The organism is Sphingomonas sp. P4_G3 (assembly GCF_056401105.1).
Map to the genome: position 1 here is coordinate 103,608 of NZ_JBFUJZ010000002.1, position 17,846 is coordinate 121,453.

A 17,846-nucleotide genomic window follows, 5' to 3' on the forward strand; every position below is an offset into this window, starting at 1 on the left:
CATCCTCGATTGAACTATGTCGCGCCGCGATATAGTTGCGCGGCGTCTCCCTACAAAACAGGACGCCATGTCACTCCATTTCACGTCCGCCGACAAGGCGCGTCCTTTAGGCGATCACAGCGCCGATTTGCGCATGATCATGCTGACCGCCGCTGCGATCCCGGTCGGGATCGGCGCGGCGCTGGGGGCATGGCTGTTGATCCGCCTGATCGCGATCGCGACCAACCTGTTCTGGTTCGGCCGATTGTCGGCGAGCCCGACGGATATCACCAGCGCGCATCTCGGCTTGTTGACGGTGGCGATACCGGCGATCGGTGGACTGCTGATCGGATTGATGGCGCGGTTCGGGTCGGAGAAGATCAAGGGGCATGGCATCCCCGAAGCGATCGAGGCGATCCTCTATGGCGAAAGCCGATTGTCGCTGAAGGTCGCGTTGCTCAAACCATTGTCCTCGGCGATCTCGATCGGTAGCGGCGGTCCGTTCGGCGCTGAAGGACCGATCATCATGACCGGCGGTGCGATCGGATCGCTGTTCGCGCAGCGCTTCCGGCTGAGCGCCGCCGAACGCAAGACGCTCCTGGTGGCGGGCGCCGCCGCCGGCATGACCGGCATTTTCGGCACGCCGCTGGCCGCCATACTGCTCGCGATCGAAGTGCTGCTGTTCGAATGGAAGCCGCGCAGTTTCGTGCCGGTGGTGACCGCGGTGCTGGTTTCCTTCGCCTGCCGCCCGATGCTGCTCGGTTCGGGCGCGCTCTTCCCGTTCCCGGCGGTCACGCTCGACTGGTGGCAGGCGGCGTCGGGGTCGCTCGCCACAGGAATTCTCGCCGGGATCGAAGCGGCGTTGCTCTCGGTCGCGCTCTACAAGGTTGAGGATCTGTTTCACCGCCTGCCGGTTCACTGGTTCTGGTGGCCCGCGCTTGGCGGTATCGTCGTCGGGCTGGGTGGGCTGATCGACGCGCATGTGCTCGGCGCCGGCTATTCGAATATCCAGGCCTTGCTCGACGGATCGATGACCTTGCGCGTCGTGCTCGCGCTGCTCGTGGTGAAAGCGATCGTCTGGTTGATCGCTCTGGGATCGGGAACCTCGGGCGGCGTGCTCGCGCCATTGCTGATTCTGGGTGGCGCGCTCGGGGTAGCGTTCGGCCAGCTCCTGCCCGGGCCGGCGGGGTTCTGGGCGATGGCTGGCATGGCCGGGATCATGAGCGGCGCGATGCGCGCGCCGCTGACCGGCGCCTTCTTCGCGGTCGAGGTGACCGGGCATTTTACCGATCTGCCTGCAATGACGGCTGCCTCGGTCGGCGCCTATGCGGTCAGCGTCTTGATCATGCGCCGTTCGATCCTGACCGAGAAGATCGCACGCCGCGGGCGCCATATCCTGCAGGAATATACCGTCGACCCGCTCGATTTCCTCCAGGCGGAACAAGTGATGACGCGGGATCCTGAGACCTTGCCGGGCGACATGCCGATCCGTGACGTCGTCGCCTTCTTCGCCGATCATGCGACGCACCGTTCCTATCCGGTGGTGGGGAAGGACGACAGGCTGCTCGGATTGGTGTCGCGCTCAGACGCCTTGCGCTGGCAGGTCGAGCGTAGTCAGGACGACACGCCACTCGCCGACGAATTGTCCGATGCCTCGCAACCGATGGCCTATCGCCATTCGCCAATCGGAGAGGTCGCCGATCTGATGGTCGAAACCGGAATTGGCCGCGTACCGATCGTCGATCCCGCCAGCGGCAAGGTGGTGGGCATCTTATCGCGCCACGATCTGCTAAAGGCGCGCGGCGAGCGCCGCCGCGCCGAGTTCGAACGCGCGCGGGGCGGGGCCGCCTCATAATTAGAGGCTGGACCCATCCACACCTTCTTCGTTCCCGATATTTCCTCTCGGGCAAATAGGCTCTAACCGCTTTCGGATGGCAGCCGAGACGACCGACCTTCCCGACAATCCTTCCGTGGGCGTGTTCGACGCGCCGTTCGATAGCGCGCTCAGCGAACGCTACCTCGTCTACGCACTGTCGACGATCACCGCGCGCTCGCTGCCCGACGTCCGCGACGGGCTGAAGCCGGTGCACCGCCGCCTGCTCTGGGCGATGCGAACGCTCAAGATGGATCCCAACAGCGCCTACAAGAAATCGGCGCGCGTGGTCGGCGACGTCATCGGCAAATACCATCCACATGGCGATGCCTCGGTCTATGACGCGATGGTCCGGCTCGCGCAGGATTTCTCGCTGCGCTACCCGCTGGTCGACGGTCAGGGCAATTTCGGCAATATCGATGGCGATAACGCCGCCGCCTATCGCTACACCGAAGCCCGCCTGACCCAGGTCGCTACCGACCTGATGGACGGCCTCGACGAGGATGCGGTCGGTTTCCGCCCAACCTATAACGGCGAGGACCATGAGCCCGAGCTGATGCCGGGCGCTTTCCCCAATCTGCTCGCCAATGGCGCCGCCGGCATCGCGGTTGGCATGGCGACCAGCATCCCGCCGCATAACGCCGCCGAATTGCTCGATGCGTCGATCGCGCTGATCGACAATGCCGACGCCAACGTACTCGACTATGTGAAGGGCCCCGATTTGCCGACCGGTGGCGCCATCGTCGATAGCCCGGCGGCGATCGCGGAGGCCTATGCGACCGGCCGCGGCTCGTTCCGGACGCGCGCGACGATCGAGCGGGTCAATGAAAAGGGTGGCGGCTGGCATCTCGTCGTGACCGAAATTCCGTACGGCGTGTCCAAGGGCAAGTTGATCGAGGGCATCGCCGACCTGGTCAACGACAAGCGCTTGCCGATCCTGGCCGATGTCCGCGACGAATCCGCCGAGGATTTGCGCATCGTGCTCGAACCGCGCAGCCGTACCGTCGATTCCGACACGCTGATCGAAAGTCTGTACAGGCTGTCCGATCTCGAAACGCGCATACCGCTCAATTTGAACGTCCTCGACGCAACGCGAACGCCACGCGTGATGAGCCTCAAGGAAGCGCTGCAATCCTGGGTCGATCACCAGTTCATCGTGCTGCGCCGCCGCTCGCAGCATCGGCTCGACAAGATTGCCGACCGGCTCGAACTGCTCGACGGCTATATCATCGCCTATCTCAACCTCGACCGGGTGATCGAGATCATCCGCACCGAAGACGAGCCCAAGCCGGTGATGATCGCCGAGTTCGAGCTGACCGACCGTCAGGCCGAAGCGATCCTCAACATGCGGCTGCGCAGCTTGCGCAAGCTCGAGGAAATGGAGCTGCGCAAGGAGCGCGAAGGGCTCGAGAAGGAAAAGGCCGAGCTCGACCTGCTGCTATCGTCCGACGCACGGCAGCGCACGCGGTTGAAGCGCGACCTCGGCAAGGTCCGCGACCGCTACGGACCGGAAACCGCGCTTGGCAGGCGGCGGACCAAGATCGAGGAAGCAGCGCCGGCGCGCGAAATCCCGCTAGAGGCGATGATCGAGCGCGAGCCGATCACCGTGATCCTCTCGCAGCGCGGCTGGATCCGCGCGATGAAGGGGCACGTCGAACTCGCCTCGGCCGATGCGATGAAGTTCAAGGAAGGCGACGGTCCGCGCTTCGCGTTCCATGCGCAGACCACCGACAAATTGCTGCTCGCCGCCGAGACTGGGCGGTTCTACACGCTCGCCGCCGACAGGCTGCCCGGCGGGCGCGGGTTCGGCGAACCGGTGCGGCTGATGATTGATCTCGATGGAGAGGCCGGGATTGCTGCATTGCTGCGCGCAAGCGAGGCGGAGAAATTGCTGGTCGCGGCGTCCGATGGACGCGGCTTCGTGTTGAAGGCGGCTGACGCGATTGCCGAGACGCGCAAGGGCAAGGCGGTGGTGACGCCGCGTGCCGGCGCCAAGCTCAAGATCGTCCGGCCGATCGCCGGCGAGGACGATTACGTCGCGGCGATCGGCGACAACCGCAAGATGCTGGTATTCCCGCTGTCGGAAGTCGCCGAACTAGCCAAGGGGCAAGGCGTCCAGCTGCAGCGCTATCGCGACGGCGGGCTGTCGGACGCGGTCACATTCAAGTTCGCCGAGGGGCTGAGCTGGGCGATGGGCGGCGAGAGCGGCCGCACGCGCACCGAAACCGACCTGCAGCCGTGGCGCACCGCGCGCGGCGCTGCGGGGCGAATGCCACCGACAGGGTTCCCGCGCGACAACAGGTTTTGATTTAACCCCTCTCCCGCTTGCGGGAGAGGGAGGGGCCCGCCGCGCAGCGGTGGGAGGGTGAGGGTCTTCTTTCTTTTCTTGGGACGCTAATCGCTTGGAAGAAGAAAGAAGACCCTCACCCAACCCTCTCCCGTAAACGGGAGAGGGCTAAATGTCGCTCTGCCAGCCACCCCCAAGTGGCTGAAACCGGGGCAAGCTTCAGCGCGCTTTAACCAATCCCGCCTAAGCGGGTCGCAATGGCGCTCGGATTGTCTCGCGCGAAGGCCGCTAAAGCCGTGCCCGTCGAATCGGCGGCGGTCGTGCTGCGCCCCGACGAGATCGCCGGAATCGCCGCATCGATCGAACTGATCCCGGTGCCGTTGGCTCTTGTCGGGCGCCCCGACAATGCTGTTATCGTGGCCGCCGCGAACCGCGCCTTTCGCGCCGCCGGACTGGGCAATACCGCGGGTGAAGCGCCGCTGATCGCCGCCTTGGGCGAGCGGATCGCGACGTTCCTGGCGGGGGAGGCCGTGAACGACGAGTTCACCTGGGAATTCGGCGACGCGGTCGATTGCCGCCATTTCCGCGTCACCCTGGCGCGGCGCTCGTCGGCATCGTCTTATTGCTTCGCCACCCTGGTCGACCATACCGGCGAATTGCGGACCGCGCGCAATTTGCGCCGCGAGATGATCACCGACAGCCTGACCGGTCTGCCCAATCGCAGCGGCTTCAGCGAATTGCTTGAGGAGCGGATCGCCGAGGGCGGTGGCGCGCGCTACGCGGTGTTGATCATCGACCTAGACCGATTCAGCCGGGTCAATGCCTGTATGGGGTCGATGGCAGGCGACGAATTGCTGATCACACTCGCGCGGCGCCTCAAGGGCGCGTTGCGGGCGTCGGACATGCTGGCGCGCACCGGCGGCGACGAATTCGGCATCCTGCTCGCGCTCGAAGAGAGCGAGGCGGAAGCCGAACAGGTCGTTCGTCGGATTCAGGAGACGCTGGCGACGCCGTTCCGTATGTCGGACTTCGAAATCCGCGTGTCGTGCTCGATCGGCATCGCGTTCGGGTCGGATGCGGTGGAGGATTCAGAGGATCTGATCCGCCACGCCCATTTCGCCGTCAAACGCTCCAAGACGTCGGGCCAGGCCGAATATTACCAGACCCAGGCGCTAGATATCGCGCGCGAGCAATTCGGCATCGAGACCGAGCTGCGCCGCGCGATCGAAAATGGCGCGATGCGGCTGACCTATCATCCGATTTGCGATCTCGCGACCGGCCAGGTCGTTGCGTTCGAATCGCTCGCGCGCTGGACCGACGAACACGGCCATGAACATTCGCCCGCCGACTTCATTCCGGTCGCCGAGGAATCGGGACTGATCGTTCCGCTCGGCCGCTGGGCGATCGAGGAGGCGGCGCGGACGCTCCGGTCATGGGATATCCGCGCGGGCGGCGACTGCGGCGTGCGCGTCGCGGTCAATCTGTCGGCGATCCAGCTGCAGCGCGACGATATCGCGCCGGCGGTCGAGCAGGCGCTGCTGCGCAATCAGCTGACCGGTAGCCGCTTCACGCTCGAGCTCACCGAAAGCGCGCTGATCTCCGATCCCGAGCGCGTCGCCGAGACCATGCATCAGCTCAAGAGCCTGGGCGCGACCTTGGCGATGGACGATTTCGGCACGGGCTATTCGAACCTGGCCTATCTTCAGAAACTGCCGATCGACGTGCTCAAGATGGACCGCAGTTTCGTGACCGGGATGCTCGCCGACCGCGACAAGGTGGCGATCGTCCGCGCGATCCTCAGCCTGGCCCAGGCGCTCGGCAAGGAAACCACCGCGGAAGGGATCGAGACCAACGAGCTGGCGCAGACCCTGGCGGCATTGGGCTGCACCTATGGCCAGGGATTCGTCTACGCCAAGCCGCTCGAGGCCGACGAGGCCTATGCCTATCTGGTCGCGTCGAGGGCCTGAGAGTCTGTTTGAAAACGCGTTGAGGGCGCGTTTCGCGGCACCAGCCCGCTCCCCCACCCGACCTCCCAATCAGGGTATTCTATGGGAGGTCGGGTGGGGGAGCGGGCTGGTGCGGTCTCAAAACTCGCTCTTTCGCGAGTTTTCAAACAGACTCCGAGCGACTTCTTCGTCGGTGATCGCCGCGACACGCGCGGCATCGGGGAAGTGCTCGGCGATCCAGCGATCCTCGATTGCCCGCAAGGTCTTCGCCACATCGGGTCCGGCTTTCAGCCCCTTGGCGACGAGCTGTCCGCCCGACATGGGCAGCCTCGGCCGTGCCCAGTCGCGGATCGCCGCAGCGTCGCCACCCGACAGCAATAGCCGGTCGATCGCGAACTCGGTGCCCAGCCGATAGGCCAGCGCGTGCGGATCGGCATCGACCGGCAGTGTTGCACTTTCCAGCCGCTGGCGTTGCTTGTTTGATAGCTTCAGCCGCGCGCCGACGCTCGCCGCGACGGCGGTATCGGCGGGCAGCAATGCGGCCAGCCGGCGGATCGGATCGGGAGCGATCCCGTTATCGGCTTCTTGTCTCGCCAGATCGGCAAGACGCGCGATACTTGCGATTTCTGGCAGGACGGGGACGAACACGCCGCGCTCGATCATCAGCGTGATGACCTCGACCGCGCGCGGTGCGACGAGCAAGCGCAACAATTCGTTGGCGATGCGTTCGCGGGACAGCGCCATCAGGTCGTTGGCGCGCTCAATACAGGCCTGCAAACCGTCGGGGTCGGCGATATCGCCGAACCGCGCGAGGAAGCGGAAGAAGCGCAGGATGCGCAGATGATCCTCGGCGATGCGGCGATAGGGGTCGCCGATGAAGCGGACGTGGCGCGCGTCGAGATCGGCGATCCCGTCGAAATAATCGTGGATCTCGCCAGTTGCGGGATCGGCATAGAGCGCGTTGATCGTGAAATCGCGCCGTGCTGCGTCCTCGCGCCAATCGTCGGTAAAGGCGACTGTCGCACGGCGGCCGTCGGTGGTGACATCGCGCCGCAAGGTGGTGACTTCGTACACCTCATCGCGCGACACCGCGGTGATCGTGCCATGGTCGATTCCGGTCGGAACCGCCTTGATCCCGGCGGCTTCGAGCAACTGGATCACCGTGCGTGGGTCGTGTGGGGTAGCGAGGTCGATATCGGCGGTCTCGATTCCCAATAACGTGTCGCGCACCGCGCCGCCGACGATCCGCGCATTGTCGGCGCCGAGCGCCGCGACCAACCGAGCGAGACCGGGGCGATCGCGCCACTCTGCCGGAGGAAGCAACGTCATGCCGCCCATCGCAGCCGCCGCGACAGATTGACCAGCATCGCCGCCGTCGCGCCCCAGATGCGGCGTTCGCCCCAGCGGATTTCGTAGAAATAGCGTGTCCGGCCCTGCCATTCCGCACTGGCGCGAAGTTGATTGGCGGGATCGAGCACGAACGCCAGCGGCACTTCGAACACGTCGGCGACTTCGGCCTCGTTAGGGTGATAATCGAGATCGGGCGGGACCACACCGACCACTGGGATCACCTCGAATCCGGTGACCGTGAGGTAGCGATCCGCCTCGCCGATCAAGGTGACGGCGGCGCGGGGCAAGGCGATTTCCTCCTCTGCCTCGCGCAATGCGGCATCGGCTGCGTCGAGGTCACCAGGATCGATCCGGCCACCGGGAAAGGCGACCTGTCCGGCATGGCGGCGCAGGCTTTCGGTGCGCTGGGTCAGGATCAGCCCGGGCTCGGGCCGATCGGTCACCGCGACCAGCACCGCGGCCGGCATGCGCGTGCTCCCGATCCCGGGATGATCGCCGGGGAGCAATTCGGGCTGATGGACATGGTCGAGCGCGAGGCGCAGCCGTTCGGCGAGCGTCGTCATGCGTCGGACTCCAGCGCGAAGAAGGCGCCGTTGCTCCACACGCCCGGCGGATCGTCGTCGCCCGACAGCGCCCGCTCGGCGATATCGTAATAGACCGATCGCGCGACCAGCGCCTCGAGCCCGCCACGAACGTGGAGATAGGGGCGCGGTCCGTCTTCACCCTGCTCGAATCGCAGCGCGTGACCGGCGTCGGCGGTGACCAATTCGCCAGTGTTGAGGCGAAAAGCGAGCGCCGCGTCGCGCCCTTCGCCTTCGGCCTTCATCTCGACCGCGAGGAAGGGAGCGTCCTCGACCTCGATGTCGAGCTTCTCGACTGGCGTGACCAGCACGTAACCGCCCTCGGATTCGCGCCGCAGGATGGTGGCGAACAGCCGAACCATTTCCTGCCGGCCGATCGGCGATCCCATGTGGAACCACGTCCCGTCGCGTGCGATCCGCATGTCGCTGTTACCGCAATGGCTGGGATTCCATTGCTCGACCGGCGGCAGGCGCTTCTCCGCCACGAGCCGCGCCACGTCGGCGAGCGACAGGCTGGCGAGATCGGGAGGCGGGGCCATCGGCATGGATGACCGCTAGGGCAGGGAAGATCGGGCTGCAACCGCGAGCCGGCATATGGCGGTCGGGATGACGACTCCTCCCACGTCATCCCGGCCTTGTGCCGGGATCCAAGGCGCCGCGAGCACCGGACTTTTAGTCTCTTGTCCTTCGCTCAGCCGCCCGTTGGGCCCCGGGACAAGCCCGGGGGTGACGACCGGCTGGCGACGGCTGTTTTCCCGCTACGTCAGACCGCGACGCTGACGCGCGACCCCAACTCTCCCGCGATGGCGGGCACGTTTGACCCGCGCGCGAGCAATCTATGCGCCTCCACGGGCCCCGGCAGGCGCCACCCCGCAGTCGCTGCGGCGGAAAATCCCCAGAAGCGGCCATAATATTCCGGATCGCCGATCAGCATCATCGCGCCGTCAAGATCGAGCTCGAGCGCGGCGTCGAGCGCCTGGTGGACCAGTTCCTTGCCCAGTCCACCGCGTTGGCGCGACGGCTCGACCGCGACCGGGCCGACCAGGACGAGTGGGTGAATGCTGCCGTCGTCGCCACGGAGCGCAATCGGCCAGCATTGGATGGTGCCGACGAGCATGCCGTCCTCGATCGCCGCGAAGCTGAGATCGGGAATCGATTCGACGCCGTCGCGCAGGCGATAGGCAGTGCGGCCGTGACGGTCTCGGCCGAACGCACGGTCCAGCAACGCCTCGACGGCGGCGGGATCGATGGCGTTGATCGGCACGAAATCGGTCACTTGGCGGAGTCTCCTCGAACGCTCGGGCAATACGCCCGGGGGCGGGCGCTTTATCGGCATCCCGGCTGAATACAAGGCGAATGCGCAGGCCGCGGCGCGACAAGGGGTTGATCGCGGGCCCCGGGACGGGCAGGGGCGCGCTCCTTAGATGGGATCACGCGACTTGGAAGACCGGCTGCAACTCGAAGTGCACGATATCGAGGTAATGGTGCTGACCGGCATCTATTCCGAGGAAACGCATCTTCCCCAGCCGTTGCGCATCTCGATCACGGTCGATCTCGACCTGCCGGGTCGATTCGGTCCCGAATCGCCGCTTTCCATGTCGAAAAATTATCTCGATTTGAAACACGCTGCGACCAGATCGCTGCCGGAGGGCGTGCATTTCACGCTGATCGAGGGCGTCGCCGATCACATTTGCGAGACATTGTTCCTGCAGGACAAGCGCGTCGCCCGCGTCGAGGTGAAGATCGTCAAGCTGGCGATCTCCGAAGGCGGCGAATCGATCGGGATTACCCTGGTCCGCCATCGCCGCTAGGAGCGATTTCAAGTCGATCGGAACAATCGGCGGCTCGGAAATCGCGGAGCGAATCCGTCAGGACGGATTCGCTCCGGCTCGGCAGGGACCGAGCCCTTGCTTGACCAGCGCATAGTCCTGCTGGATCGCCGCGGCGTCGGCCGGGTCGAGTCCGGTCAACGTGTCGGCTGGTATTTCGACCGGCAGGCCGCAGGCCAGACGGTACCACAGGAATGTGTTACGCTGTGGTGGCGGCAAGGCATCCTCCACTACTTCGCTCAGCGATACCGTCCATACCGGCGCCTGATTCTGTTTGCGCTGGATGCCGAGCGAGATCGGATGTCCGGTGGTCTTGAGGAAGATCTGCGTCTCTCCTTCGCCGGGAAGAGTGCCTGCCGCATGGAAGGCGTTGGAGATGCCGACGATCGCGGGCGGCGCCTTTGGCGAAACCAGATCGGCGGACAGTCTGCGTACCGTTGCATCGGTCTGCGGCGACCATTGCAACTGCGCGCCGGGGGTCACCAATTGAAGCTGGTCGGGGCTGTTAGCGACCGCGCGCGCGAAGATAATCACGCGCATTTTCTTCAACTTGGGTGGCCGGCCGGCGGCGTCGAGCGGGGCGTCGTATAGATAGCCGATCTGTGGCGGCAACGCCCCCGGCGCGCGGATCAGCGCGTTGATCGTGACCGTGAGATAATAGCGTATTTGCCCCGGCGTGAGCCCGGTAGCCTCCGCCGGCTTGATCTTCGCGGCATCGGTGATAGTGGCGTCCACGACCACCGGCGCCTTCGTCGCCAGATCAGCCATATCGGCATAACGATAAACAGGCGGCGGCGGGAGCACTTTGGTTGCTGACACCGGTATCATCGGAGCGGCGCCCGCGATGAACAGGACAGAGAGGAATCGAGCCATGGGAACGCGTGACATATCGAATGAGTTAGGCGATCAGAACGTTCCTTTACAGAAATAATTCTGCCATGCTGCGATTGTACGTTTGTTGCGCCCGACAAAGCGTTTGCGTCGTCGCAGGGGTAACGATAGAGACTCGCGCTCTGCCCGATCTGGCGCTAGCCGAAGGGTTCGTTGCCGAACGATTAACGTCTGGCGACATTCGCGGGTCGGACACGAAGGAGTTGAGTTTCTGAATGTCATACGCTGATCGTGATACAACCGGCAGCCGTATCGTAGCGATTATCATTGTTTCGCTGATCGTTGCGGGATTCGGTTATGCTTTCGTGACCGGCTTGGCGGTAGATTTCGCCAAGAAGGCCGCTGAAAAACTGAACGCGTTCGACGTGGCACCGCCGCCACCGCCGCCGCCGCCAGACAAGCCGCCGCCCCCGCCGCCGGACCAGCCGAATCTGCCGCCGCCGCCGACTCAGGTCGTGATCCCGCCGATCACGCCGCCGGTGCAGTCGCCGGTCAACATCGCGACGACCAACGTGCCGCAGCCGCCGCCCCCGGTGACGCCGCCGGCCCCGGTCGTGCCGCCGCAGCCACCCGCGCCGCCTGCACCCAAACCCGTAGCCGTAAAAGGCGGGCCGAGGGGCAATCCCGGTAGCTGGTTTACCGACGACGATTATCCTGCCGACGCCAAGCGCGCTGGCGCCTCGGGCCGTGTTTCGGTGCTGCTCAGCATCGATACGTCGGGCAAGGTTGCCGGATGTCGCGTCACCGCATCGAGCGGCAACTCGTCGCTCGACGACGCGACCTGCCGTCTCGCGCAGCGTCGTGGCCGCTTCACCGTGCAGAAGGATACGGAAGGTAACGCTCAGCCTTACAGCTATACGTTGCCCGGCATCCGCTGGACGCTGAAGGACGAATGACTTTTTTCACGCCGGCGCCCGGAAACCCGGGCGCCGGCCGGGTTGTATCTTGAGACGATATTTTTAGAGGAAGCATCCGAATGAGCATCTCCATCCTTAACGCTGGTGCGGCCGGTGCCGCCCAGGAACAGTTCGGCTTCTGGAACGCGCTGCACGAAGGCGGCGCCATTTCCTATGCCACCGCGGGCATTCTGCTGATCATGCTGTTCTTCACGCTCTACATTTTCTTCACCAAGGTGTTCGAGCAGCAGAAGATCATCAACCAGGGCCGCCGCGTGCGCGCCACGTTCTGGAACTCGAACTCGCTGCGCGAAGGCGCCGCCAAGCTCGAGAAGAACTCGGCTTACAAGCAGCTGGTCGATGACGGCCTGGCCGCGCAGGAACAGCATGCAAGGCTGACCGATCCGGTCGAGGCGCACGACTGGCTGCACGGCTCGCTGCAGCGCTCGGAGGATGCGATCAACTCGGCGCTCGGCGGCGGTCTCGCCTTCCTCGCGACGGTCGGCGCGACGGCACCGTTCATCGGTCTGTTCGGTACCGTGGTCGGCATCTACAAGGCGCTGCTCGGCATCGCCGCTGCTGGTCAGGCCTCGATCGACAAGGTTGCCGGCCCGGTCGGTGAGGCGCTGATCATGACTGCCTTCGGTCTGGTCGTCGCGGTTCCCGCGGTGCTCGGCTACAACTTCCTGCAGCGCCGCAACAAGGCGATCCAGGAAGCGCTCAGCGCGTTCGCGAACGACGTCCTCGGCTACCTCGCGTCGAACGGCGCGGTGAAGCCCAGCGCCGCGGTTCGCAAGCCGGCCGCCGCCGCGACGACACCGGCCAAGCCGGTGACGACCACCGCCGGTCAGGCGGGTGGCGTTACCACCAAGCCGTAAGCACGTGATGGCGGAACGGGCGCGGTGCCCTGTTCCGCCAGACGTCCGGGCCATGGCCTGGACGCACGAAGTAAGGATAGGAATGCTTAATGGCTATTAGCACCGGAGGCTCCTCCGAAACGCCGATGTCGGACATCAACACGACGCCGCTCGTCGACGTCATGTTGGTGCTTCTGATCATCTTCATCATCACGGTTCCGGTCGTGGTGCAAAATGTGAAGCTGAAGCTGCCAGAAGTTAAGTACGACGTGACGCAGACGAAGCCGGAAAATGTCAATCTGTCGATCGTGTCCGACGACGCGGGTCAGTGCGGCATCTATTGGGGCATGACCCGGATGACGCACAAAGAGCTGCTCGACAGGGCGACGAAGAAGATGAAGGCCGATATCGAACGTCTCAGGGCGGCCGGTCCGATCGACCCCGAGAAGATCCCCGAAGTGCACATCCGCGGCGACGTCAACGTCCCGTACAAGTGTATCGGCGCGGCGATCTACACGATGCAGTCCTCGGGCTTCATCAAGGTCGGCTTCATCTCGCAGCCTCCCCCCAAGGACGGGTCCGCCGCGGCGTCCTAACCGTCTCGCTAGCTCAGGAGTTTTGAATCATGGCAATGAGTGGCGGCAGGGATGATGGCGCCCCGATGATGGATATGAACATGACGCCGTTGATCGACGTCTTGCTCGTGCTCCTCATCATGTTCATCATCACCATCCCGGTCCAGACGCACGCGGTGAAGGTCGACCTTCCCGTCAACCAGGCGAACAACCCGCCGCCGGTTGACGCGCAGAAGAACAAGATCATCATCGACGCGAACGACAATGTGACGTGGAACGGCACGCCGGTGACGAGCGACGAACAGCTCGACCAATATCTGCAGGCGACCCTGCAGATCCAGCCCGAACCGGAGCTGCACTTCCAGCCGCTTCCGGACGCGCGCTACGAGAAGGTCGACAAGGTCCTGGCGGTCATCAAGCGCTCCGGGATCAGCAAGCTCGGCTTCATCGGCAACGAGCAATACGCGAACGAATTCTGACGCTTCAGGGCATCGATTTCGTCGAAAGGGGCGGTCGCGCAAGCGGTCGCCCCTTTTCGTTGGCCGGTGAACTGTGCTGGCCTGTTCGATTTAGGATGCGGGCTGATAATCCGATCGGGCCTAATGCCGCGCAGCATGGAGATAGTCGACCAACTCGCGGTTGATTGCGACGCCCGCCAGTTCGGCTCCGATGCCGATATRGCCTTCGCGCCGCAACCGTTGGCGCACGTCGTTCACGGAGCTGCAGTCACCTGACTGCGCCAATTGGATGGCGCGTTCGATCGTCGTTAGTGGTTCGGACATGAACTCGCTTAGGCGCGAATCGATCATGATCCCATCGCATTCGGCGCTTGATGCCGGACACGCGGAGTTCGGTGCGATAATCGGCGCCGGTTCCTTGGTCAGGGGTAGCGCGGGCCCTCTGCGACGACGGCGCCGTTCTCCTCGATCTTGATCGCAGGCGCGTCCGTGTCCGCAAAAACGATACGTAGATCGCGCTCCAGCGCGAAGAATCGGTTGGGCGCACTGGCGGCAAGCGTAACCCGAAGACCGCCGGACCGGAGCACGAGCCGATCATTCTCGACGGCGACGGCCACATCGCCAGCCCCGGTGCGGTAGCGACCGACATAGCGTTTCAACATATCGGGCGGTATCGAGATCGCCGTTGCCGGTGGGCGATAGGGCACAGGGCGGTGGTCGTAGCTGACGATTCGCGTCATCAGCCAATGGCCGGACTGAAGCTTCCAGATCACCAGAAACCGCGCATTGGTCGCGGCCTTCTCGGGCGCATCTCCCTGCTTTGCATAGAAGAGATGCTCGCCAGCCAGCATGGCGCCATAGCCCGGTATCGCCTGATAAAGCAGGCTTGGTACGACCAGCTCCCGACGCATACGCAGGTGGGGAGTACCGCACGGTCCCTTCATCAAGGAGGCGGCAACCGCTTCGCGCGAGCGGGTCAGACCGGTCATGTCATGATAGAATTCAACATCGTCCGCGAGAAATGGGATCATGGCTGCCGCGTCGCAGGCGTTGAAGGCGCGCCAGAAGGCATCATCGGCCTCGCGTACGGCTCGCTCGTCCGGCGACATTGGGGATGACGTCGATTGTGCAGCAACAGGGGCGATCGCGACCGTTGCGCCGGCAACGGCGATCGACAAGCTCAGGCGCCGCAACATCGTCGCGCTCTCCTTTGTGTATTGCTATAGCAATACACGCACACAGCAGGCTTTGCCACGGGCTTCAACACTTTACGCCCGCTAAGGGTTGGCGGATGTCTTATCCGCGCTCAGAGTCGCGGCAAAGTCACCCCGCGTTGCCCCATATATTTGCCCGCGCGGTCGGCATAGCTCGTCTCGCAGGGCTCGTTGCCCTGCAGGAACAGGAACTGGCACGCGCCCTCATTGGCGTATATCTTGGCCGGCAGCGGGGTGGTGTTGGAGAATTCGAGCGTCACATGGCCCTCCCATTCGGGCTCTAGCGGGGTGACGTTCACGATGATGCCGCAGCGCGCATAGGTCGACTTGCCCAGGCAGATCACCAGCACGTCGCGCGGTACGCGGAAATATTCGACGGTTCGCGCCAGGGCGAAACTGTTGGGCGGGATGATGCAGCAATCGGTCTTGCGGTCGACGAAGCTGTTCGCGGCGAAATCCTTGGGATCGACCGTCGCTGAATCGACGTTGGTGAAGATCTTGAATTCGTCGGCGACGCGCGCGTCATAGCCATAAGACGACAGGCCGTAGCTGATGCATCCCTCGCGCCGCTGTGCTTCGACGAACGGCTCGATCATACCGTGCTGCGTTGCCTGCTCGCGAATCCAACGGTCGGAAAGGATCGCCATTCTCTACTCCCTGTTCGCCAGCAGCTTTCGCGGCAATAAAGCGATCGGGCAAGAGGCGCGGTACCGCGCGCTGGCGAAATCCACGGAGACGACAGAATGCGGATCGATCCCTCGCGCGCGATTGGCGGCTATGCCGCGGTGATGACCCTGGCGACGGCGTGGCTGGCATTGGCGGCGGGGGCACCTGCGGCAGCCAAGTTCGACACGATCGACGTCCAGCGAATCAATGTGCGCGAGCCCGACGGGACCCTGCGGCTCGCCATCTCCAACCACGCGCTGATCCCCGGCCTCATCTATGGTGGCAAGGAATATCCGCATCCCAATCGGCCCGAAGCCGGGATGATCTTCTACAACGACCAGGGCGACGAGAATGGCGGGCTGGTGTTCGACGGCGGGTTGAAGGACGGAAAACCGACCAATGGCGGCAGCTTCACCTTCGATCGCTATCATCAGGATCAGACGCTGCAATTGATCAGTATAGAGGACGGCAAGGACCGTCATGTCGGACTCGCGATCAACGACCGTCCCGATGCGCCGATGGATGTTGCGGCGGGGCTCAAGGCCCGGACCATGGTGGCGGGGCCGGATCGCGACGCACTGCTCGCCAAAGCGGGGTTCAGCAACGCACGGCGGGCATGGCTCGGCCGATCGACGGACGGCACGGTCGCGCTTGTGCTGAGCGATCCGCAGGGCAGGCCGCGCCTGACGCTCGGGGTCGGGAAAGACGGCACGCCGAGCGTCGAGTTGCGCGACGCCGCCGGCAAGGTCACGCGGACGGTACGGTAGGACGCAGATGTCCCCTCCCTGGCAGGGAGGGGTGTCCTGCTCAGGCAATGCCGAGATTGGCGGGCCCGAATGCGTGCGGCAGCAATTCTGCCAGCGTGTAGCTGGCAATCGGACCGCCGGTCAGCCCCGAGCACCAGATTGCGAGATCGCGGCGGCCCGCCTGCGCGGCTTCGTTGAGCACCTGGCGGCAGCGGCCGCAGGGCAGGATCGGCTCGACCCCCTCCTGGCCGGTCATGCCGCCGACGATGCCGACCGCGACGACGTCGCGCATCCGTCCGTCGGCACTGGCCTTCGCCACCGCCACCGTCTCGGCGCAGAGCGACAGGCCGTAGCTCGAATTCTCGACATTGGCGCCGGTGACGATGCTGCCGTCGACCATCAGTAGCGCGGCGCCGACCGAGAAGCGCGAATAGGGTGCCCAGGCATTCGCCGCCGCGCCGCGCGCCGCCTCGATCAGGCGTTCGGCCATATCCGTATCGTTCATTTCGTCACCACGTCCCAACTGACCGGCCCTTCGACCCCATCGATGCGCCGCATATCGCTCGCCCGCCACATCCGCCATGGCCGCGCGGCATAATCCGGCGGAAAGAAGTTCTGTGCACTCCAGATGGGGCGGTCGAGCGCCGACGTCACGTCGTAATTCGCTTCGAACCGCTTCGATACGAGTAGCAGCACGGGGCGCTCGGTATGCGCTTCGACCATGATGATGAAGCGTTTGAGTTCTTCCAGCACGACATCGCGCGACGGCCGGTCGTTGCACCCGTCGATGAAATCCACCTCGAGCGCCGGCGGCAAGGCGTCGTCCGCTTTGGGCACGGTGGTGTTGAAGTTATTCGCCTGGTCGGCGGCGAGCCGGCACAGCGACCAGGCGTGGATCGCGCCGCGGCGCATGCCGGCGTCCGCGATGCCGCGCCAATTGTCCTCGAACCGCGCGTCGCGGTCGCCGCCCTGGGTCGCGCGGGCATAGCCGAAATCGGCGCCGGCCGCCTTGACCGCGTTCCAGTCGACCGCGCCATTGGCGTCCGACACGTCGACGCCCTGAAACTGATAGTCGCTGGCCGATGGACGCCAGTCGCGCGCGACCAGATACAGCGCGCCGGCCAGCGCGAGCATCGCGACCGCCAGGCCGACCGGCAATGCCAGGCGCCGCATCACGCGCGGATGTGCAGCACGCAGATCAGCGTGAACAGCCGCCGCGCGGTGTTGAAATCGACGTCGATCTTGCCCCCCAGCCGCTCCTTCAAGAGCTCGGCGGCATCATTGTGGATGCCGCGTCGGGCCATGTCTACCGTCTCGATCTGCTGCGGCGTGGCGTTGCGGATCGCTTCGTAATAACTGTCGCAGATCGCGAAATAATCCTTGATCGGCCGTCTGAGCGTGCCGAGCGAGAGGATCAATGTTTCGAGCGGCGAGCCGTCCTTGCGTGACAGCGCGAGCACGAGTCGGCCTTCCTCGACCCCGAGATGGAGGACATAGGGACCGGCATAGCCGTCGGGATAGTCGCGCAACGGGCGGAAGGCATTGTCCTCGAGCAGGTCGAAGATCGCGATGCGGCGTTCCTGTTCGACGTCCGCGCTGCGCCACACGATCGTGCGGTCGTCGAGCGTGATGTCCTTGATGCGATGATCCGCCACGGACCGCGCTTATCCCCATCCAATGCGATTATCCACAGCGCTG

Annotated in this window: 20 protein-coding genes; 9 read left to right on the plus strand and 11 right to left on the minus strand. The window is 64.6% G+C overall.

Going from position 1 to position 17,846, the window contains the following annotated elements:
* Positions 1-67 precede the first annotated feature (67 nt).
* From AC1DQQ_RS06030 to AC1DQQ_RS06040, 3 genes are all read left to right on the plus strand, one after another.
* Complete coding sequence (locus AC1DQQ_RS06030) at positions 68-1,834, plus strand: chloride channel protein (RefSeq protein ID WP_478044569.1); 1,767 nt, start codon at positions 68-70, stop codon at positions 1,832-1,834.
* 76 nt (positions 1,835-1,910) lie between these two features.
* On the plus strand, positions 1,911-4,160 hold the full coding sequence (gene parC / locus AC1DQQ_RS06035; RefSeq protein WP_478044571.1) for a DNA topoisomerase IV subunit A: 2,250 nt from the start codon (positions 1,911-1,913) through the stop codon (positions 4,158-4,160).
* 236 nt (positions 4,161-4,396) lie between these two features.
* On the plus strand, positions 4,397-6,106 hold the full coding sequence (locus AC1DQQ_RS06040) for a putative bifunctional diguanylate cyclase/phosphodiesterase (protein ID WP_478029436.1): 1,710 nt from the start codon (positions 4,397-4,399) through the stop codon (positions 6,104-6,106).
* Between the two features lie 117 nt (positions 6,107-6,223).
* On the opposite strand, the gene AC1DQQ_RS06045 is transcribed toward AC1DQQ_RS06040, so the two are convergent.
* The 4 genes from AC1DQQ_RS06045 to AC1DQQ_RS06060 all read right to left on the minus strand — a co-directional run bounded on the left by AC1DQQ_RS06045 (position 6,224) and on the right by AC1DQQ_RS06060 (position 9,292).
* Positions 6,224-7,414, minus strand: coding sequence for a CCA tRNA nucleotidyltransferase (locus AC1DQQ_RS06045; RefSeq protein WP_478044573.1), 1,191 nt, complete (start codon positions 7,412-7,414; stop codon positions 6,224-6,226).
* Positions 7,411-7,998 carry a CoA pyrophosphatase gene (locus AC1DQQ_RS06050; protein ID WP_478029434.1) on the minus strand — a complete coding sequence of 196 codons (588 nt, stop codon included), beginning with the start codon at positions 7,996-7,998 and terminating at the stop codon, positions 7,411-7,413. Before AC1DQQ_RS06050 ends, AC1DQQ_RS06045 begins: the two co-directional genes overlap by 4 nt.
* Positions 7,995-8,561 (minus strand): DUF1285 domain-containing protein, encoded by a 567-nt coding sequence (locus AC1DQQ_RS06055; protein WP_478044575.1) that lies wholly within the window; start codon positions 8,559-8,561, stop codon positions 7,995-7,997. The genes AC1DQQ_RS06050 and AC1DQQ_RS06055 overlap by 4 nt, the downstream gene beginning before the upstream one ends.
* A gap of 218 nt (positions 8,562-8,779) precedes the next feature.
* The gene (locus tag AC1DQQ_RS06060) at positions 8,780-9,292 is read right to left on the minus strand and encodes a GNAT family N-acetyltransferase (protein WP_478029431.1); all 513 of its coding nucleotides are present in this window, start codon (positions 9,290-9,292) and stop codon (positions 8,780-8,782) included.
* 163 nt (positions 9,293-9,455) lie between these two features.
* Between AC1DQQ_RS06060 and AC1DQQ_RS06065 the strand changes: the two genes are divergently transcribed.
* Complete coding sequence (locus tag AC1DQQ_RS06065; RefSeq protein WP_478029429.1) at positions 9,456-9,827, plus strand: dihydroneopterin aldolase; 372 nt, start codon at positions 9,456-9,458, stop codon at positions 9,825-9,827.
* 57 nt (positions 9,828-9,884) lie between these two features.
* Here AC1DQQ_RS06065 and AC1DQQ_RS06070 read toward each other — a convergent pair whose 3' ends face one another.
* Entirely contained in the window at positions 9,885-10,718 is an 834-nt protein-coding gene (locus tag AC1DQQ_RS06070) for a hypothetical protein (RefSeq protein WP_478044577.1), read from the minus strand.
* A gap of 233 nt (positions 10,719-10,951) precedes the next feature.
* Here AC1DQQ_RS06070 and AC1DQQ_RS06075 point away from each other — a divergent pair, with 233 nt between their 5' ends.
* From AC1DQQ_RS06075 to AC1DQQ_RS06090, 4 genes are all read left to right on the plus strand, one after another.
* Complete coding sequence (locus AC1DQQ_RS06075; protein WP_478029425.1) at positions 10,952-11,632, plus strand: energy transducer TonB; 681 nt, start codon at positions 10,952-10,954, stop codon at positions 11,630-11,632.
* A gap of 80 nt (positions 11,633-11,712) precedes the next feature.
* The gene (locus AC1DQQ_RS06080; protein WP_478029423.1) at positions 11,713-12,510 is read left to right on the plus strand and encodes a MotA/TolQ/ExbB proton channel family protein; all 798 of its coding nucleotides are present in this window, start codon (positions 11,713-11,715) and stop codon (positions 12,508-12,510) included.
* 89 nt (positions 12,511-12,599) lie between these two features.
* Positions 12,600-13,085 carry an ExbD/TolR family protein gene (locus tag AC1DQQ_RS06085; RefSeq protein ID WP_478044579.1) on the plus strand — a complete coding sequence of 162 codons (486 nt, stop codon included), beginning with the start codon at positions 12,600-12,602 and terminating at the stop codon, positions 13,083-13,085.
* A 29-nt stretch (positions 13,086-13,114) separates the two neighbouring features.
* Positions 13,115-13,543, plus strand: coding sequence for an ExbD/TolR family protein (locus AC1DQQ_RS06090; RefSeq protein WP_066806755.1), 429 nt, complete (start codon positions 13,115-13,117; stop codon positions 13,541-13,543).
* A 120-nt stretch (positions 13,544-13,663) separates the two neighbouring features.
* On the opposite strand, the gene AC1DQQ_RS06095 is transcribed toward AC1DQQ_RS06090, so the two are convergent.
* The 3 genes from AC1DQQ_RS06095 to dcd form a co-directional block, all read right to left on the minus strand.
* Complete coding sequence (locus tag AC1DQQ_RS06095) at positions 13,664-13,873, minus strand: hypothetical protein (RefSeq protein WP_478044581.1); 210 nt, start codon at positions 13,871-13,873, stop codon at positions 13,664-13,666.
* Between the two features lie 71 nt (positions 13,874-13,944).
* Positions 13,945-14,718, minus strand: a complete 774-nt coding sequence (locus tag AC1DQQ_RS06100; protein WP_478044583.1) for a nuclear transport factor 2 family protein — start codon at positions 14,716-14,718, stop codon at positions 13,945-13,947.
* 110 nt (positions 14,719-14,828) lie between these two features.
* A complete protein-coding gene (dcd, locus tag AC1DQQ_RS06105; RefSeq protein WP_066824368.1) occupies positions 14,829-15,383 on the minus strand; it encodes a dCTP deaminase in 555 nt (184 codons plus the stop codon).
* A gap of 96 nt (positions 15,384-15,479) precedes the next feature.
* Between dcd and AC1DQQ_RS06110 the strand changes: the two genes are divergently transcribed.
* Positions 15,480-16,169, plus strand: coding sequence for a hypothetical protein (locus tag AC1DQQ_RS06110; protein WP_478044585.1), 690 nt, complete (start codon positions 15,480-15,482; stop codon positions 16,167-16,169).
* 40 nt (positions 16,170-16,209) lie between these two features.
* On the opposite strand, the gene AC1DQQ_RS06115 is transcribed toward AC1DQQ_RS06110, so the two are convergent.
* From AC1DQQ_RS06115 to AC1DQQ_RS06125, 3 genes are read right to left on the minus strand one after another with little or no spacing between them, the layout of a single operon-like run.
* Complete coding sequence (locus AC1DQQ_RS06115; protein ID WP_478041857.1) at positions 16,210-16,653, minus strand: cytidine deaminase; 444 nt, start codon at positions 16,651-16,653, stop codon at positions 16,210-16,212.
* Entirely contained in the window at positions 16,650-17,321 is a 672-nt protein-coding gene (locus AC1DQQ_RS06120) for a GH25 family lysozyme (protein ID WP_478041898.1), read from the minus strand. The genes AC1DQQ_RS06115 and AC1DQQ_RS06120 overlap by 4 nt, the downstream gene beginning before the upstream one ends.
* Positions 17,321-17,803, minus strand: coding sequence for a UPF0262 family protein (locus AC1DQQ_RS06125; RefSeq protein ID WP_478029412.1), 483 nt, complete (start codon positions 17,801-17,803; stop codon positions 17,321-17,323). Before AC1DQQ_RS06125 ends, AC1DQQ_RS06120 begins: the two co-directional genes overlap by 1 nt.
* Between the last annotated feature and the right edge of the window lie 43 nt (positions 17,804-17,846).

Excerpts from the sequence above, each read along its gene's own strand:
- parC (WP_478044571.1), top strand. The coding sequence starts at position 1,911 with ATGGCAGCCGAGACGACCGACCTTCCCGACAATCCTTCCGTGGGCGTG.
- AC1DQQ_RS06120 (WP_478041898.1), bottom strand. The coding sequence starts at position 17,321 with ATGCGGCGCCTGGCATTGCCGGTCGGCCTGGCGGTCGCGATGCTCGCG.
- AC1DQQ_RS06050 (WP_478029434.1), bottom strand. The coding sequence starts at position 7,998 with ATGACGACGCTCGCCGAACGGCTGCGCCTCGCGCTCGACCATGTCCAT.
- AC1DQQ_RS06045 (WP_478044573.1), bottom strand. The coding sequence starts at position 7,414 with ATGACGTTGCTTCCTCCGGCAGAGTGGCGCGATCGCCCCGGTCTCGCT.
- AC1DQQ_RS06030 (WP_478044569.1), top strand. The coding sequence starts at position 68 with ATGTCACTCCATTTCACGTCCGCCGACAAGGCGCGTCCTTTAGGCGAT.
- AC1DQQ_RS06085 (WP_478044579.1), top strand. The coding sequence starts at position 12,600 with ATGGCTATTAGCACCGGAGGCTCCTCCGAAACGCCGATGTCGGACATC.
- AC1DQQ_RS06070 (WP_478044577.1), bottom strand. The coding sequence starts at position 10,718 with ATGGCTCGATTCCTCTCTGTCCTGTTCATCGCGGGCGCCGCTCCGATG.
- AC1DQQ_RS06055 (WP_478044575.1), bottom strand. The coding sequence starts at position 8,561 with ATGCCGATGGCCCCGCCTCCCGATCTCGCCAGCCTGTCGCTCGCCGAC.
- AC1DQQ_RS06115 (WP_478041857.1), bottom strand. The coding sequence starts at position 16,653 with ATGAACGATACGGATATGGCCGAACGCCTGATCGAGGCGGCGCGCGGC.
- AC1DQQ_RS06110 (WP_478044585.1), top strand. The coding sequence starts at position 15,480 with ATGCGGATCGATCCCTCGCGCGCGATTGGCGGCTATGCCGCGGTGATG.
- AC1DQQ_RS06080 (WP_478029423.1), top strand. The coding sequence starts at position 11,713 with ATGAGCATCTCCATCCTTAACGCTGGTGCGGCCGGTGCCGCCCAGGAA.
- AC1DQQ_RS06040 (WP_478029436.1), top strand. The coding sequence starts at position 4,397 with ATGGCGCTCGGATTGTCTCGCGCGAAGGCCGCTAAAGCCGTGCCCGTC.
- dcd (WP_066824368.1), bottom strand. The coding sequence starts at position 15,383 with ATGGCGATCCTTTCCGACCGTTGGATTCGCGAGCAGGCAACGCAGCAC.
- AC1DQQ_RS06100 (WP_478044583.1), bottom strand. The coding sequence starts at position 14,718 with ATGTTGCGGCGCCTGAGCTTGTCGATCGCCGTTGCCGGCGCAACGGTC.
- AC1DQQ_RS06090 (WP_066806755.1), top strand. The coding sequence starts at position 13,115 with ATGGCAATGAGTGGCGGCAGGGATGATGGCGCCCCGATGATGGATATG.
- AC1DQQ_RS06075 (WP_478029425.1), top strand. The coding sequence starts at position 10,952 with ATGTCATACGCTGATCGTGATACAACCGGCAGCCGTATCGTAGCGATT.